This is a genomic window from Photorhabdus akhurstii (genome assembly GCF_018448925.1).
GTDB classification, from domain to species: Bacteria; Pseudomonadota; Gammaproteobacteria; order Enterobacterales; family Enterobacteriaceae; genus Photorhabdus; species Photorhabdus akhurstii.
Map to the genome: position 1 here is coordinate 1 of NZ_RCWE01000035.1, position 15,488 is coordinate 15,488.

General features: G+C 44.6%; 12 protein-coding genes. 2 read left to right on the plus strand and 10 right to left on the minus strand.

The genetic code is table 11. The features are described 5' to 3' along the window. Positions 1 to 105: 105 nt before the first annotated feature. The 10 genes from EAE93_RS21800 to EAE93_RS21845 all read right to left on the minus strand — a co-directional run bounded on the left by EAE93_RS21800 (position 106) and on the right by EAE93_RS21845 (position 12,706). Positions 106 to 381, minus strand: coding sequence for a hypothetical protein (locus tag EAE93_RS21800; protein ID WP_214040561.1), 276 nt, complete (start codon positions 379 to 381; stop codon positions 106 to 108). Positions 382 to 553: 172 nt separating this feature from the next. Next, complete coding sequence (locus EAE93_RS21805) at positions 554 to 1,018, minus strand: cytochrome c oxidase assembly factor Coa1 family protein (RefSeq protein WP_105399203.1); 465 nt, start codon at positions 1,016 to 1,018, stop codon at positions 554 to 556. A 120-nt stretch (positions 1,019 to 1,138) separates the two neighbouring features. After that, the gene (tssH, locus tag EAE93_RS21810; protein WP_214040562.1) at positions 1,139 to 3,817 is read right to left on the minus strand and encodes a type VI secretion system ATPase TssH; all 2,679 of its coding nucleotides are present in this window, start codon (positions 3,815 to 3,817) and stop codon (positions 1,139 to 1,141) included. Between the two features lie 264 nt (positions 3,818 to 4,081). Further along, positions 4,082 to 5,779, minus strand: a complete 1,698-nt coding sequence (locus EAE93_RS21815; protein WP_214040563.1) for an OmpA family protein — start codon at positions 5,777 to 5,779, stop codon at positions 4,082 to 4,084. 16 nt (positions 5,780 to 5,795) lie between these two features. Then, entirely contained in the window at positions 5,796 to 6,440 is a 645-nt protein-coding gene (gene tssL / locus EAE93_RS21820; RefSeq protein WP_214040564.1) for a type VI secretion system protein TssL, short form, read from the minus strand. Beyond that, on the minus strand, positions 6,437 to 7,795 hold the full coding sequence (tssK, locus tag EAE93_RS21825) for a type VI secretion system baseplate subunit TssK (protein ID WP_214040565.1): 1,359 nt from the start codon (positions 7,793 to 7,795) through the stop codon (positions 6,437 to 6,439). Before tssK ends, tssL begins: the two co-directional genes overlap by 4 nt. Before the next feature lie 20 nt (positions 7,796 to 7,815). After that, positions 7,816 to 9,348 (minus strand): type VI secretion system contractile sheath large subunit, encoded by a 1,533-nt coding sequence (gene tssC / locus EAE93_RS21830; protein WP_110086304.1) that lies wholly within the window; start codon positions 9,346 to 9,348, stop codon positions 7,816 to 7,818. 41 nt (positions 9,349 to 9,389) lie between these two features. Continuing rightward, positions 9,390 to 9,902, minus strand: coding sequence for a type VI secretion system contractile sheath small subunit (tssB, locus tag EAE93_RS21835; RefSeq protein ID WP_105399198.1), 513 nt, complete (start codon positions 9,900 to 9,902; stop codon positions 9,390 to 9,392). A gap of 872 nt (positions 9,903 to 10,774) precedes the next feature. Further along, a complete protein-coding gene (locus EAE93_RS21840) occupies positions 10,775 to 11,215 on the minus strand; it encodes a hypothetical protein (protein ID WP_036809616.1) in 441 nt (146 codons plus the stop codon). Positions 11,216 to 11,494: 279 nt separating this feature from the next. Beyond that, a complete protein-coding gene (locus EAE93_RS21845; protein ID WP_110086306.1) occupies positions 11,495 to 12,706 on the minus strand; it encodes an MFS transporter in 1,212 nt (403 codons plus the stop codon). A gap of 419 nt (positions 12,707 to 13,125) precedes the next feature. Here EAE93_RS21845 and EAE93_RS21850 point away from each other — a divergent pair, with 419 nt between their 5' ends. Continuing rightward, complete coding sequence (locus EAE93_RS21850; RefSeq protein ID WP_214040566.1) at positions 13,126 to 14,064, plus strand: fucose-binding lectin II; 939 nt, start codon at positions 13,126 to 13,128, stop codon at positions 14,062 to 14,064. 416 nt (positions 14,065 to 14,480) lie between these two features. Then, entirely contained in the window at positions 14,481 to 15,485 is a 1,005-nt protein-coding gene (locus EAE93_RS21855; RefSeq protein ID WP_036809622.1) for a fucose-binding lectin II, read from the plus strand. The last annotated feature ends 3 nt before the right edge of the window (positions 15,486 to 15,488 follow it).

Consider the following 15,488-nt stretch of genomic DNA (forward strand, 5'->3'; position numbering starts at 1 on the left):
TCGAGGTAAAAAATAATGATTCTCAATTAGATAATGCGAATGAGAATAGATTTCATTACCCAAAATAATCACAGATAATAACTCAATCCTAATTCAAGGCAGCGATTATCCTGCTTCATCCTGCAAGATAATCGTAGCAATCGCTTTCTCCGGTAAAAATACATTATTGTGCAACACAGGCATATATCGGCTGGCCCAGGTTTGCCACTCTCTATCAATAGATTGTCGCTCTTGATGCCAAAAGTGATATATCTCCGGCCGATAATCAAAGAGTAATAACCGCAGTCCAAAGATGGCCAATCCGATTAAGCCCGCCGCACAAAAAATTATCCGCCACTGTCGCGACCTGATGTATCCAAACCATAATTTTACAGAAAACATTTGAAATAACCTAAAAATTACACAGATAAAACAATGCGTTATAAAACATCATAAAATACCATTGACTCTACGTCGCTTAACTTTCTCTTTTAAGCATGATTCTCATGACTTTCCAATGAAATTAAATCGGCTCAAAGGCGTTTTAATAGCAACTATACAAAGAACATCATCTTTATTGCATGGGATTATCGACAGCCAGTAAATCGATCAATTGCCCATCTGAATCAGGTTGAACAGTAATATTTTTATATCGCCAATGTCCTGCATACTTATTTGCATCAACATGCACCGTACCGCCAGACCGATTTCCTTTTATAGGAATGTCCAATTCCGCCTCTCTCTCGTTAACACTGCCAGAAACAAACCATCCTGTTTTAATTGGCTGGCCTAAAATATTTTTCACAATAGGATTACTTTGTGCCAGCGATAAAGCTTTCTTATAGGGTTCCGAAGATTTCATTACGCCCATGACAATCGTAAATGCACCGACGATGAAAACCGGAATAAAGCAGATAGTCATCCATTTCCATTTACGCGCCAACCAATTGTGTTTTTCAGGAAGAGAAGGCGTACCCGTCGTTGCTTCGTCACCCAATAATCTCCCCTCTTTTTTTATCGTTACATTTTTTACTTTCATCTTTTTAATACCTTTTCATTCGGGCGACATGCCACGTTATTTTATGTGCGAACTTCTTATTCCATCAGATATAGGGCCGAACCCTATGTGCAGTTTCATACAAATTCATTCAGCCATTACTTATTTTTCCTCGATATCCAATGAAGCGACCGGTTCAACATCAATAAAAGCAAGGGTGATCCCCTCTTCTTCGTCGAAACCTAACGTCACGCCAGCAGGTTTATTGTGATGGGCCAGACGTTCCAGCAGCGCCTGTGATAACACCGGTAATATTTGCTGGTTAAGCAGGCTGTCGATATTGCGCGCTCCACTGTCCGGCAACAGACAAGCATTCACCAAGGTATCGCACAGGCTGCTTTCCACCGTGCAAGTCAGGCCATAATGGCGATGAAGACGTCGAGTAACTTGTTCCAGTTTGATTTCAACAATACGTCTGAGCGCATCTGCCTGTAACGGGCGGTAAATCACGGTCTGAAAGCGAGCCAACAAAGCCGGCTGGAAGTGATCACGCAGCATCGGATGCAATAGTTCATGCAACGCGGCATTCGGGGCGTCAAGTTGTTGCGCCAATAACGCCATCAGTTGATCACTGCCCAGATTAGAGGTCATTAAGATTACGGTATGACGAAAATCGATCTCGCGCCCCTCGCCATCGCGCATAAAGCCACGATCAAATACCTGATAAAACAGGTTAATGACGTCACGATGGGCTTTTTCAACTTCGTCCAATAACACCACACTATATGGGCGTTTACGTACCGCTTCCGTTAAGATCCCCCCCTGACCATATCCGACATAACCTGGCGGTGAGCCTTTAAGTTGAGACACCGTATGCGGTTCCTGATATTCCGATAGATTGATAGTGATCAGTGAACGCGACCCGCCAAACAGGTTATCCGCCAATGCCAGCGCGGTTTCGGTTTTCCCTACCCCACTCGGCCCAACCAACAGGAATACGCCCAATGGCCCCTGTTCCGGCGTCAATCCGGTTTTAGCGGCACGTAAACGCTGGGCGATTTCCCGTAACGCCGCCTCCTGACCAATAACCCGCTCCCCTAAATGTTGCTCCAAATGCAACAAACCGGTCTGTTCGTCTTTCAACAAGCTACTTAATGGAACGCCTGTCCAATCAGCGATTACTGTCGCTACGGAACGCACATCAACATCCGACGATAGTAACGGCTGCCCTTGTTGTAGTGTCGCCAGTTGCTGTCTCAACAGGGCTATATCATGCTGTCGGCTGATGTCCTTCCGGGCATCGAGCAACTGTTGCGTGAGCTGTTTTTCCTGTTGATACTGTTTATCCCGCTGTTGTTGCTGTCGGCACAGTTCATGACGCTGCATTTCAATTTGTGCCAAACGGTCCGAGTGATGGCATTGCCCCAGTGCAATATCTTCCAGTATCGCCTGTTGTTCTATCTCAAGCGCGGTCAATTGGGACAGGAGTCGCGTCAACGCCTCCGGTACCGTATCCAGGCTCCTCCTGACTCGTGCGCTGGCGGTATCCAGCAGGTCTACCGCTTTATCCGGTAGCTGTCGCCCAGTCAGGTAACGGCGAGATAAGGCAACAGCAGCCTTCACCGCATCTTCCTGAATATGTACGCCATGATAACGAGCGTAACGCGCTTTCAGTCCACGCAGCATCAGGCAAGCTGTCTCATCGTCCGGTTCATCGACTTTAATCGTCTGGAAACGTCGCTCCAGTGCGGCATCCCGTTCAAAATACTGTTTGTATTCCGACCAAGTGGTGGCGGCAATCGTGCGTAATTCCCCTCGTGCCAGCGCAGGTTTCAGCAGGTTAGCCGCATCAGCGCCCCCCGCCTGATTACCGGTACCAATCAGCGTGTGCGCTTCATCAATAAATAGCAGAATAGGGGTTGGTGACTGTTGCACCGCTTCAATGACGTTTTTCAGTCGCTGCTCAAATTCGCCTTTTACCCCCGCCCCTGCCTGCAACAAGCCCAGATCCAGCATCCGCACGCTGACGGTTTTTAAGCTATCGGGGACATTGCCCTCAACAATACGCAGGGCCAATCCTTCCACCAGCGCGGTTTTCCCTACTCCCGGTTCCCCCACCAGAATCGGGTTGTTTTTACGCCGACGCGATAGGATGTCGATCATCTGGCGGATTTCACTGTCGCGACCAAATACCGGATCAATGCCACCCTCAGCGGCTCTGGCTGTGATGTCCAGCGTGAATTTGTCCAATACGTTCTGCAAAGCGGATGATAATGGTTGGGAATTTAGCGCATAGTTATCTGTGTCGTTATCCTCAATTTCAGCGATTGATCTATCCGTCGTCAGACATGCCGCAACCTGTATCTCCGGGCGTTCGTCCGATTGTTGATCCAGCAATGGGCGCAAACGTTGTAGTTGCGTCACACTCAGGTTGAGTAACGGCCAGCCATGATGGGTACGCAACCAAGCCGGTTGACCGCGCAGTACCTGCAAAAGATGCACCGAGCGAATCGATTCATTACCCTCTTCCAGCGAAGCCACACACCAGGCAACCTGTAGCAAACTACACAGGTCGCTTGATAATCGCGGGCGTTGATTGATGCTATGCGGCAAACGGTTAATCGTCGTCAGCAACGACTGCCACAGCGCATCCATATCCCACTCATAACGTCGAGCAATCACCGTAATATCGCCTTCGCCGCCTTCAAGCAGCTTGAGCAACCAATGTTCCACCGTGATTTCAGCATGTGCCCGTGTCTGGCAAAATGCAGCGGCAGCTTCTAATGCCTGCGCGCAATAGGGGTTTAAACGGCACAATAGTGCAGTAAATATGGTATCCATATTAAAGTTCCAGTTGTCATTAAGAGGTTAGGCGGCATTCAACAAGCCCCCATTCTCAGGTAAAAATTTATCTATCTGGCGAGGTTCCCCTAGCCAGTTCTACGTTTACAAACACTTCATCCGCTGAATTAAAAGAGTTGCTTAAAGAGTCGCCATACCCACGCATGGCAGCCTGTTAGCGCGTTGGTCTGATTGTGTTCCCAAACATCAGAGTGAATGGTGCTGACGTCTTTATCAGCCCAAGTGATTTTCTGATCGCGAAATTCAATGTGCTCCCAAAGATCGTGTTTCTCTTTGCGGCCGTTGGCAGGCGGCTACGCTCGGCGGCATTAAACTGATTTCAACCCTACGGTTGACAGCACGCCCCGCAGCGGTTGTATTGGCAGCAATCGGCCGCGTTGCGCCTTCACCTTTTACGACCAGACAAGTCGGTGATACGTCACTGGTTTGTAATATCCAATCGCGTACTGCTTTGGCTCGCGCCAGTGATAGCTCGCTGTTTTTTGCGGCATCTCCGGTTGAATCAGTATGGCCCGTTATCATCACCATCCAGCCCGGTTTAGCTTTAATGTCGATCAATGCGTTGACCAGCACTTTGGCCGCGTCTGGCTTAAGACGTGACTGTCCAACGTCAAACAGTGACATGCTGCTCAGGTTCAATGTCTGCGGCAACGGTTTGCCGCTCTTCGGCACAGGAGGCGGAGATACCGGTAACACTGCACGATTGATCACATCCATCAGCGGCGTATAAAGGCGCTCGCCTACATAAAGCCCTAACCCTAAGCGCACTGGTTCGCCATCACGTTGATATTTCTCCAGCAATGTCGCATCAAGCTTGAGTTGATGGTAAGCCTGAACTTTCGCGCTATGATCTTTTACGTCAACGACCTGATAATGCTGTAAATCACTGCGTATCTGGCGCCACAGGCGCAAGTTGTTCCAGGCGCTGGAAACCAATGCCAGACAGACAAATCCGCTCAGCAAGCCGATGCCCCAGATGACCGCTCGTCGATGCGGTGTATGACCAACATAATGTGGCAACAGGCGTAACATGGCATCGGGAAATGGTGGTACGTTCTCCGCCTCAGCCATGCTGTGGCTAATGCGAGGTAAAGTAGTACGGTCGATCAGCCATTTCGTCCACAAGTTGTTTGCTTGCGGCGTTTGCGGCAAAAACGTCAGCGCCATTGCTATCGGGTAACAAGGCCGACTGACCAGCTCCTGTGATCGGCATTCATGCAAGATGTTTTCTACCATCCAGCGTTGCCATGCCGCCGCCGCAATCGTTTGTTGCAAACGTGCGGCGCGTTGCTGTGCATCCCCTTCGGTCAACCAGATATTCATCCCAACAGCGGCATGTTTTTCTCCCCATACCGTCATTGTCGGGCTGTCTGCCTGTAACTCGAACCACGAGCTGATATCGCCATCAAGATAACCGGCGATCAATACCGGTGTATGGCAGGCGGTCAGTTGCGCAACACGGCCAACCTGATAGCGAAATTCTCTGATCTTCGCCGTCATCACCGCGTGATCTCGTTGCTGTTCAGGAAAGAGTGTTAATAGCACGCTGATCTGCCTACCCCAATCCGGTCTGGCGGCAATAATCGCTTCTACCAGTGCGCTCATCTCACTTTGTCTCGGCACACAGATAAAACAGCCCTGTGGCGTACAGCGTACCGGCTCTTCCGCAAATAGCGTCGCCACGTTATCTCCGCAAGTTAGCACCACAGGCTGACGCCACGAAGCCGCAGGCAATGCCGCCAGCAAACGGCAAACACTGTCCTGATGGGAGATTCCAGATGTGGGACGTCCCACCCGCCAGCAGGCAATCGCCGCCGCCATCAAGATCGCGGCCAACCACCATGCAACAGACACATTCCCTAGCGGCAAGAAAAACAGACATAACAGCGCCGCCAGAACACCAGCTAAAAGCCACAGCGCTCGTTTTAGTACGCAACTCAATTTGCTCTCCTTAGCCTTATCCAACAGACAAATATTGTTGAAGGTAGAGACGCAGACCGCACCACACCAAAGTTACTCCGGCTACGGCCAAGCATCCCCAACCCCACGGAGAGCGTGCATGCCAACATCGGTCCTGATGACGGTCTGCATTGGGACGTATCATCTGATAAGGTTGCACCACCATCACACCGGCACGATCAGTCAATACATCCAGTAATAACTGGCGTTCCTGAGAGATCTTTTCCAAGTCGCCGCCCTGAAAGCCCAATGCCAATACGCGCTGGAAACCGGCTAATACCAGCCGCGAAGGCTGTGGTTGATCCAGCACTTGACGTATACGTTCAAACAACCGTTCTCCCGCATGGTTGCTATTGCAAAATCGTGTCTGCAACGGCGTTTTCGACCAGGTTTCATAGCCTTTATCCCGCTCAGGACGTCTGAGTACGGTTTCATCCAGCAACGCACACAAGGCATAAATGATGTGAGCCATGTTCTCTTCGCTGATGCTGCTTGTACTTAATCGCTGCCGTGCCGCGTCTACCAATTCAACCCCTTTTTGATATAACGCCTCTCCGTGCAGCGATTTATTACCGCTTTTTAGCGCAATCACTAACATTCCAATGTCAAGCATCAGGTCATCAATTGAAATTTCTTTGTTCATGTACGTAACACCGCAAACAGTTCTAACTGAACGCCCGATAACGTACCGGGCACATAGAAGGCGCAGCTTCCCGCCTCCAGCATGGCTTTAGCCATTGGATTATTCAGATCGAAAGCAAAATATTGGTTTTCCAACCGCAACGGGATCGCCGCCGGTACATGGCTGAGTGGATGTAAAGGAATGCCGCTCAGTGACAAGTTAATCAGTCGCTCAACATCATCAGGCGCCCCCACTTTGCACAGTTGCGGAAACTGGGTTTGTAGCAGGTGAGCCGGCATTGACGATCGCACAGAGAGATAGAAATCGGCCTCTTCGCACAATCGCCTGTCATGCAGTGATGCTCTCCACTGATTTTCACGCACCACTTCCAGTTCAATGGAAATCACCCTTGATGGCAGGCTCGCCTCAAGTAATGTGCTGATAAGCCGGATCAGCGGCGGGAAAACCTCACTTAGTTGGTTGTGTTGATAATCAGGGATCGCGTCGAGATCACTCTCCAGTGAAAACGTCAGTAATGCGCCAGCTAATTTCACCAGTTCACGGTAGATGATTTCCGGATGCAGTGCAGGCGCGGCTTTAAAATTATTCAACACCGGTTCATAGCTGTTAAGCGCGTTCAACAGCCAGAACAGCGATACATCCGCGACAGCAAAATCCGCCATGCGTTGATGGCTTTCACGGCGCATTCCCATCAGACGGGTACGCTTAGCACGTAGCTGAGTCAACAACAGATCAAGCTGTTCCAGCAACGGAGGATGAGCCGCAAAAGAGAGCAATGGCGGAACAAAACGGTTATCCAGCATCCAACCGTTTTGCCCGTCACGAACCAGACGCGCCAATGGGCATGTCAGATAAGCCTCATTTTGGTCATGCTGAAAGCGTAGGGAAATCGCATGGCGCTCGACCGCAATGGATTCACGCCCATCGCCGTACTTATCCTGTATCTCAACCCACTCCTGCTGATAACGTAGCGGCGGTTGTCCCGGCCCCACACTTTCACTACTCTGGCGGCAATTGCCGCCATTGGCATGCTCCAGCGGTAACGCCAGCAATACCTCAACAGTACGCATATCCTCCGGCGCCGCCTGCTGTAAATCACAGGCCGCGGGCAGATTGTCAGCATAATCAGTATCAATCAGCGTCCCATCCTGTAAACGGGCTTTGAGATGCTGAACTTTCAGGCGGTTTAAGCGCAGTGCTTCCTGATCAAACCGAATATCAAGCACTCCCCAGGGATGAATCAACCCCAGATGGGCAATACAATTGTTAGTCAGCGCCTCCCAACGCGCTTGTTGCTGAAATTGTTGAGGGGCTAAAAAGGCGTCTTCAATCCAGAGAGGACGTAGAATTTTCATCATAACTCCCAATAAAATGATTACGATTTCGCTTTCGGCATCTGAGAAACCAAAGATAAATTGACGTCAATCCCTTCCACCTGAAAGTGCGGCACCGCATACAGCCTGACTCGGAAGAATCCCGGATTGTCATCAATATCCTCAACCACCACATGTGCTTCACGCAGCGGATGAGATGCCTGCATGTCGTCAGTCGGATCATTCATCTCTGTTACCAGTGTGTTGACCCAGTTATTCAGTTCAATTTCGAGCAAACGCCGATCTTTAGTGCTGCCAATGTTCTCCCGCTGGATCAGCTTTAAGTAATGGGCAATGCGTGATAGCAGGAAGATATAGGGCAGACGCGCATTAATGCGACTGTTGGCCGTGGCTTCACCGGTGTCATACACCGCCGGCTTCTGCGTGGAGTGAGCCGAAAAGAAGCAGGCGTAATCGCGATTTTTGTAGTAAGAGAGCGGAATAAAGCCCAAATTGGCAAATTCAAACTCACGGGTTTCCGGGATCAACACTTCTGATGGGATCTTAGCCCGATAACCAGTACCCAGATCATAGAGAGAAATCGGTAAATCGGTGATAGCGCCACCGGCTTGCGGACCGCGGATCTGCACACACCAGCCATTTTTGACAAAACTCCTGACCATATTGACGGCAAAAGCAAAAGCGGCATTGGTCCACAAATACTTATTGCGGTCCGGCCCCTTTGCCTCTTCGGTGTAATTAAACGTTCGCACCGGCACACTCTTCGGGCCATATGGCAGACGTCCCAACACTCTTGGCAGAGTGAGGCCAATATAACGGGCGTCTTCGCTGTCGCGGAAAGCTCTCCACTTGGTGCATTCGGCGCGTTCAAAATAGTGACCGATATCTTTCATCACCGCCACTTCATCCATGCTCTTCTTGCCAAAAAAGGCTGGCGCAGCAGCAGTAATGAATGGCATATGCGCCGCTGCCGCGACTTTGGCAATGTTGCGCAATAAGGCGATATCCTGCGATTCGGCACTAAATTCATAGTCGGCAATCGCTGCGCCAATCGGTTCGCCGCCTGGTGTGTCATATTCCTGAATGTAAGCGTGACGATAGAAACCGCTCTGAACAATTTCCGGGGTATCGTCAAAATCTTGCCGCAAATCATCCTTGGCCACATCCAATACTTCAATTTTGACGTTCTGGCGTAAATCCGTTCGATCCACCAGAAATTTTAGACCTCGCCAGGCAGATTCTACTCGCTGGAATTCCGGTTGATGTATCACCACATCCAGTTGGCGGCCAATTTTGCGATCCAATTTGCCGATCTCAAAATCCAGCAATGCTTTATCCAACTGGGCCACTTTTTGCGCGGAGGCTTGCAGCAGATCGAGAAGAACGCTAACAGCCACGGTCACCCGTTCATCTTCCGTCACGCTCGCCAATGCGTCACTGTTATGAAAGCATGCAATATCACTTAATCGCTCCACCGGACGTAAATTGATCTTCTCAAACAAAGACGAGTAAACCCCACCGGCATGATGGTTTGCCGTCGCCATAGAAGATGTGGCCTGCTCTTGTACAGTCATTCAAATGCCCTTACTTAAATCTCGTGAAAATAATGTGACCATTACCTGTCTTGCGGCGACCTGTCTGGCGGCATTAGCGCTGCCAATTCAGCTCGCAGTTTATCGCTCAACATTTCATCCTGGAGAATACGCTCCAATTCTCGACGAAAGGCGGCATTGTCAAGTAGGTTGGATTTCAGCTCGCGCAACAAATTGCGCATAGAAAGCAACGCTCGCAGTTGTGGAATTTGTCGCGCCACTTGCTCAGGTTCGAAGTCCTTTATTTGCCGAAAAATGAAAGCGATATTTTCTTCTCTCCCATCTCCGGCCAAGGTATTCTCCACTGTCAAATTGACCGCAGGGTTAAACTCAGCTAATACACTGTCAAAATTGTTTTTATTTATAGAAACCTTTTCCCGTTCCGAAAGCGGGCGTTGTTCCTGCCCGTTGCTGTAATCACCCATGACCAGCAATTTCAACGGCAACTCAACCTTTTTCCGTGCTCCACCGGTATGTAGATCCAATTTAATATTAATACGCGACTTAGGAACTTCATTTTGAAAACTTGCAGTCATTGATAACTCCTTACTAGCAAAAATAGAATAAAAACATCATGGTTATGGCATGATATTTTCACGGAATAACACGCTTTATCAGATAGTTACGAATCGATAATTAGACAGACACCCAATATGAGGGAACGAATAATGGCACCTTAACTGACGAACGACTTAACAAAATCAACCAATGCAAACAACCTCAATTTATACTCATTCTAATGAAGGAATTATGTTAGATAACATCCAACAAAGAAAAAATTAAGCTTACATAGATAATAAAAGAGCAAACATCAACAGAAGTTAAACAAGATTTAATTAAATAAAAATAAACAAAATTCAGGAAATTCTTAATGACATTTCATAACCAATTATAATTGTTACTATTTTTTACTTTTAATTTATTACAAATTGTAACAATTTGTAACAAACAGTAATAATATGCAATAAACATCGGATAATTGTTATTTTTGTTTCACGACTTTATTTGATCTTATTTTCTCAAATGAGATTGATTATTAATTACATGATGACTTATATAAAAATCTCCATTAACAAGCGTATTAACACACATGCCATACATGACAAATGATTTACACCATCCCTCTCTTTTCAACAAATTGACACTTTATTACAATAATCAATAAATTAAATAGTTTAATAATATAAGTATTTTGGAGTTAATCATTAGAGATATAACCGATTTCTACGCGTATCAGCATTTCAATAAGTTAGTTATTAGTTCAAATAAAAACTCACTTGATAGTCAACAAGATTAACCATCAATAGAGTAATTAAAAATGCCGAACAACACGCGAAGAAATGCTGTCATTTCAACAGATGTCTATTTGATACAGAACGTTACCCGATATATTCAATATCTTATAACGCTATATCATTTCCAAATTAATATCATTATCATTAAATTCCAGCGTTAGGATTTTATTTCCACCACCTCGATTATTACCAGGGATCTCTAATGCATCATCGTAAGTAAATTCCCTATTTATGGAATATTTAACTGCATTTTCGTTTGGTGGATTCCAATAATCCTGAAATATCCAAATATTAAATCTGAATTCAGATCTCAATCCCCTTTCAGTATAGATATGAATTGCTTTATTAGGTTCATATTTATCACCTATCCAGGGCGCCCATAAATCGCCATGCCATTCAGACATTTTATCCACATGAAAATTTTTCCTGGCAACATATCCATGTTCAATGACAATTTTACAAGGCGTTTTATTATAAATAGATTTAATATTTGTCACTCCCGCGATAATATTCATGGCTGGTTTATTCTGAGCGTTATTTGATTTTCGTTCCATTTTACCCACCTATATCAATTAATAAGTTCAATAATAATTATGATAGGATTTATAATAACTTCATCCTTTCGCACACTATCATCCAGCATTGACCAAAATTATCCTTATAATATTAATTTCCTCCAGTGACATTACACTCCAAACAACATTTAATTATTACTAATCACCTCTGTCTTCTTATATCAATGATTAGCCTTAAATTCAAATATAGCGCAAAATCTCTATTTTACCATTAAGGCTAGATCACATATCTGTCGTTATTTCTCCTTAATTATTACGCTAAGCATTATTCATTAAATTTTTCGTCCCTCTTTTCATCACTTGAGCTAATTTCATTACATATACAGGTAATATCAGGGCGCTAACCATAGTCAGTATGAAAATAGGCCGCACATTCTCAGCAATAATCTCCTTACCGTCTAAGAAAATAGAGGAGAAGAAAAACACCACACCGGCGCCCAAATTGGAAAATGCCATCTGGAGGGCACCAAAGCCCGCACGATTTTCAGGCGTCGAAGCATAAGAAGCCAACACGTTTGCAGCCATCACCTGTACATAAGTCGCGAACATAAAAAGTGAGAAGAAAACGTATCCATCTACTTTTCCCGTCAATCCTAGAAAGATATTAACAATAAATAAAGTCGCCGCGGCAATGGTAATTCTCTGAGGCGGATATCTATCACAAAGTTTCCCGGTTAAATAAGTGCCTAACCAAGAGGCAATACCACCGCAAAAGAATACCAGTGAAACCTGATTTTCCGGGATATAAAACACATTTGTTAATAGCGGAGCAAGTATCGGAATAAGCATGAAAGGACTAAAATTACTGACGCCACTTGCCATCCCGGCCAACGTTATTTTTTTGGTTAGCACAATTTTGTTCTGACTATTTTTTACTTTCTCTGCGCCTGGAATAAAGAAGAGGATCAGAGGCACACTCACTACACATAAAATAACGATGAGTAAAAAAGAGACTTTCCAGTGAAAACTCTCGGCCAAATATAAGCACAATGGTATACCTAAAATGCTAACGAATGAAAAAGATGAAAACGCAATGCCCAACACCCTTCCTCGCATACTTTCCGGGGAGTTATTAAGTAAGATCCCGATGCCGACTCCCAATGTCACACCACCAAACAGACCGGCAATGATACGTAGCAGAATAAGTTGGTAAGGTTCCGAAGCAAAAATCGTCAGGAACGTAATTAAACCGAGAAACAGGGTGTTTAAAATGAGAACCTTTCTTTTATTAAAGCGATCAATAAAGAAAAAGGATGTTAGGCCAGAAAATACCGAGGAGAAGACATAAACACCAGCAACAACCCCCGCCATCGTAACCGGCATGTGAAAATCTTTCGACATATAAACAAAAAGCGGCGTGACCATCATGTACTCTAATGCATTAATAAATTGCACTAATGCTACAATCATCGCAATAACAACTATATTATTAGTTCCAACTACCTGATTATTTCCAATTAACTTCGACATTATGAATCCCAATTCCTGTTGGCTTAAATTTCATCGACATAGTGAGCAATTTACCTCACATGCAGAGCAAAAAAAAGCACCGTTGTATCATCCAGTGAATGCACGGCGTAATCAAGCTTGGAATGAGGCTGATGATGGTAAAGTAACATAGTCAAGCAACAACAATTTCAGCAGTCTAATTCATTGTTAGAAGTAAGTCACAAAGGCACTGCCTTTACCGAATAATCATTAGGATTGATACTCAATCCGTAGGCATTTATCGCTACTGCTATCCCTACCAAGCCCCACAAGAGTGAAGCCCTCCTGCTTATCACAATGGCTCAACTTAAGGATTATTGAGTGGTAATAGGGTGAGCTCAGAACAATTTCAAGGGATATATCAACGATTAGAAATAGATAACAAACTTTCTGGAGAAATTATGGCGAATATACTTAAATATGGCGATACCGTAAAAATATTAAATAGTTTCAGAAACTGGGATGGCGGATATCTTAGTGTATATGGAACGAGTGGTATTCCAGACGGAAAATATACTGTGATAACCACCACTCAAGCCGGAACATTCTGGCGAATTGAATCAGGAACGGGAAAACCTATCGGCAGTGAAGTTATTAACAACGATACTATTTTACTCCACAATCTTTATCAATGTGATGGTGGCTACTTAGGTCATTATTCATCATCAAGTCAACAAGTTCCAGAAGGTGAAATATACCCGATACACACATCAGATAAAAATATCCGCCCAGAAACATTAGAGTGGATTATTTATTCTGATATGCCATCTATTGACGGGAAAATCAAAGAAGATGAAAGCATTACGTTATATAACCGATGGGGAACCCGAGGCTTTCTTGATACTAATGGTTGGGTTGGCGTCCCTGAAACGGTATGTCATGTATATACTTCTGCTAATAACCTCCGTAAGCCCTATACCGGCCTGTGGAAAATGACACAAGTTAAAGATCCTTGCCTCCCGGTTACCAAACCCTCCAATTGCGCCGGAGAATGCGGTACGAGTGATGGCGGTAAATATTGCTGCCAGCTACCTCAAAGTATTCGATTTGGTCTGATAGCGTACACTAATACAACCACCCATCAACAAACCGTAAAAGTCTATATTGACGATCTTCTGGTAGATACATTCACCGGCAAAGGAACCGATACTAAAGCTTATACATCCGGTACAGGAAAAGTCTGTATCGAGATTATCGGGGATGGCAAACCCTGTAAACTCCGTTACTCTTATAATACCCTTGACGGAAAACCGGGAACAGTCACTATTGGCGCCGAAAATGATGCCAATAATAATTACAATGACAGCGTGGTGGTACTGAATTGGCCACTGGCGAATTAGTTTAAAATACTCTATTAATTTCACTACAAGAAATCATTAATACATTAAAGCGGTATTATTTGCCGCTTTTTATATAAAAATATCATCAATTTAATATATTTTTAATGTATTACAATCAAAATAAATCAAAGATAAATACAAAATAGTGTCTTACACATTCATTGCATAATATAACTCTCATCCCTTAGTATATATTTAATTTTTTTGCAAAAAAACAACATCATTAAATCAATAAATAATCTATTAATATATAGCATTGCCACAATCTATCTTTTATATTAATTTTCACAGCGTAAATTTTTCTGTTTCGAAAAATAATTTTAATATCATTATTAATGCATTTTACCTATGAGCAGTAAATTTAACAAATACGCAAAATCAATGACAAATTTAAAAACTATGAAGGATATATATTAATGAACTCAAATGTCTATTTATTCCTTAATGCAGATAACACTAGATATAATGAAACATTAAAAAGCGCAGACATAGCTTACCCTCAACCTATCAGTAACGATTGGCCTGATCTCCCAATCGAATTTCAAAGACATATTGATGATGTGATTAATTTAAATGGTTATTTATATTTTTTTAAAGGCTCGCAATATGTTAAATTCGATATCGCAAAAGCTAAGGTGATTGATGGGCCGAAATTCATTGCAGATGGATGGCCCGGACTGAAAGGAACCGAATTTGAAAATGGGATAGATGCAGCTACAGAATTTACAACAAATATTGTTTGTTTCTTCAAAGACAGTGATTGTATCGATTACGCTGTGAATTCACATACGATTAAACGGAACTCTATTTCAGACAGATGGGGCATTACAGAGAAATACACAGCATTCAGCACCAATCTAGATGCGGCTGTACAGAGAATACATTCTCGCATTGACCTCTTTAAAGGAGGTAATTATATCCGGTTTAATCTGAAATCAAATGCTATTGATTATGGACCTGCCCCTATTTCTAATTATACCGGAGGTCCCTTCAACAAAACCCAAGCAGCAGTATCCGTTGACACCGATTTATTAGGCAGTGACCGAGGAAATAATGGAGGCTGTAGCGGAACATGCGGCACCAATGACACCGGAAAATATTGTTTCCAGCTACCTCAAAGTATTCGATTTGGTCTGATAGCGTACACTAATACAACCACCCATCAACAAACAGTAAAAGTCTATATTGACGATCTTCTGGTAGACACATTAACCGGCAAAGGAACCTATACCAAAGCTTATACATCAGGTACAGGAAAAGTCTGTATCGAAATTATCGGGGATGGCAAACCCTGTAAACTCCGTTACGCCTATAATACTCTTGACGGAAAACCGGGGACAGTCACTATTGGCGCCGAAAATGATTCCAATAATAATTACAATGACAGCGTAGTGGTATTGAATTGGCCACTGGCGAATTAATTT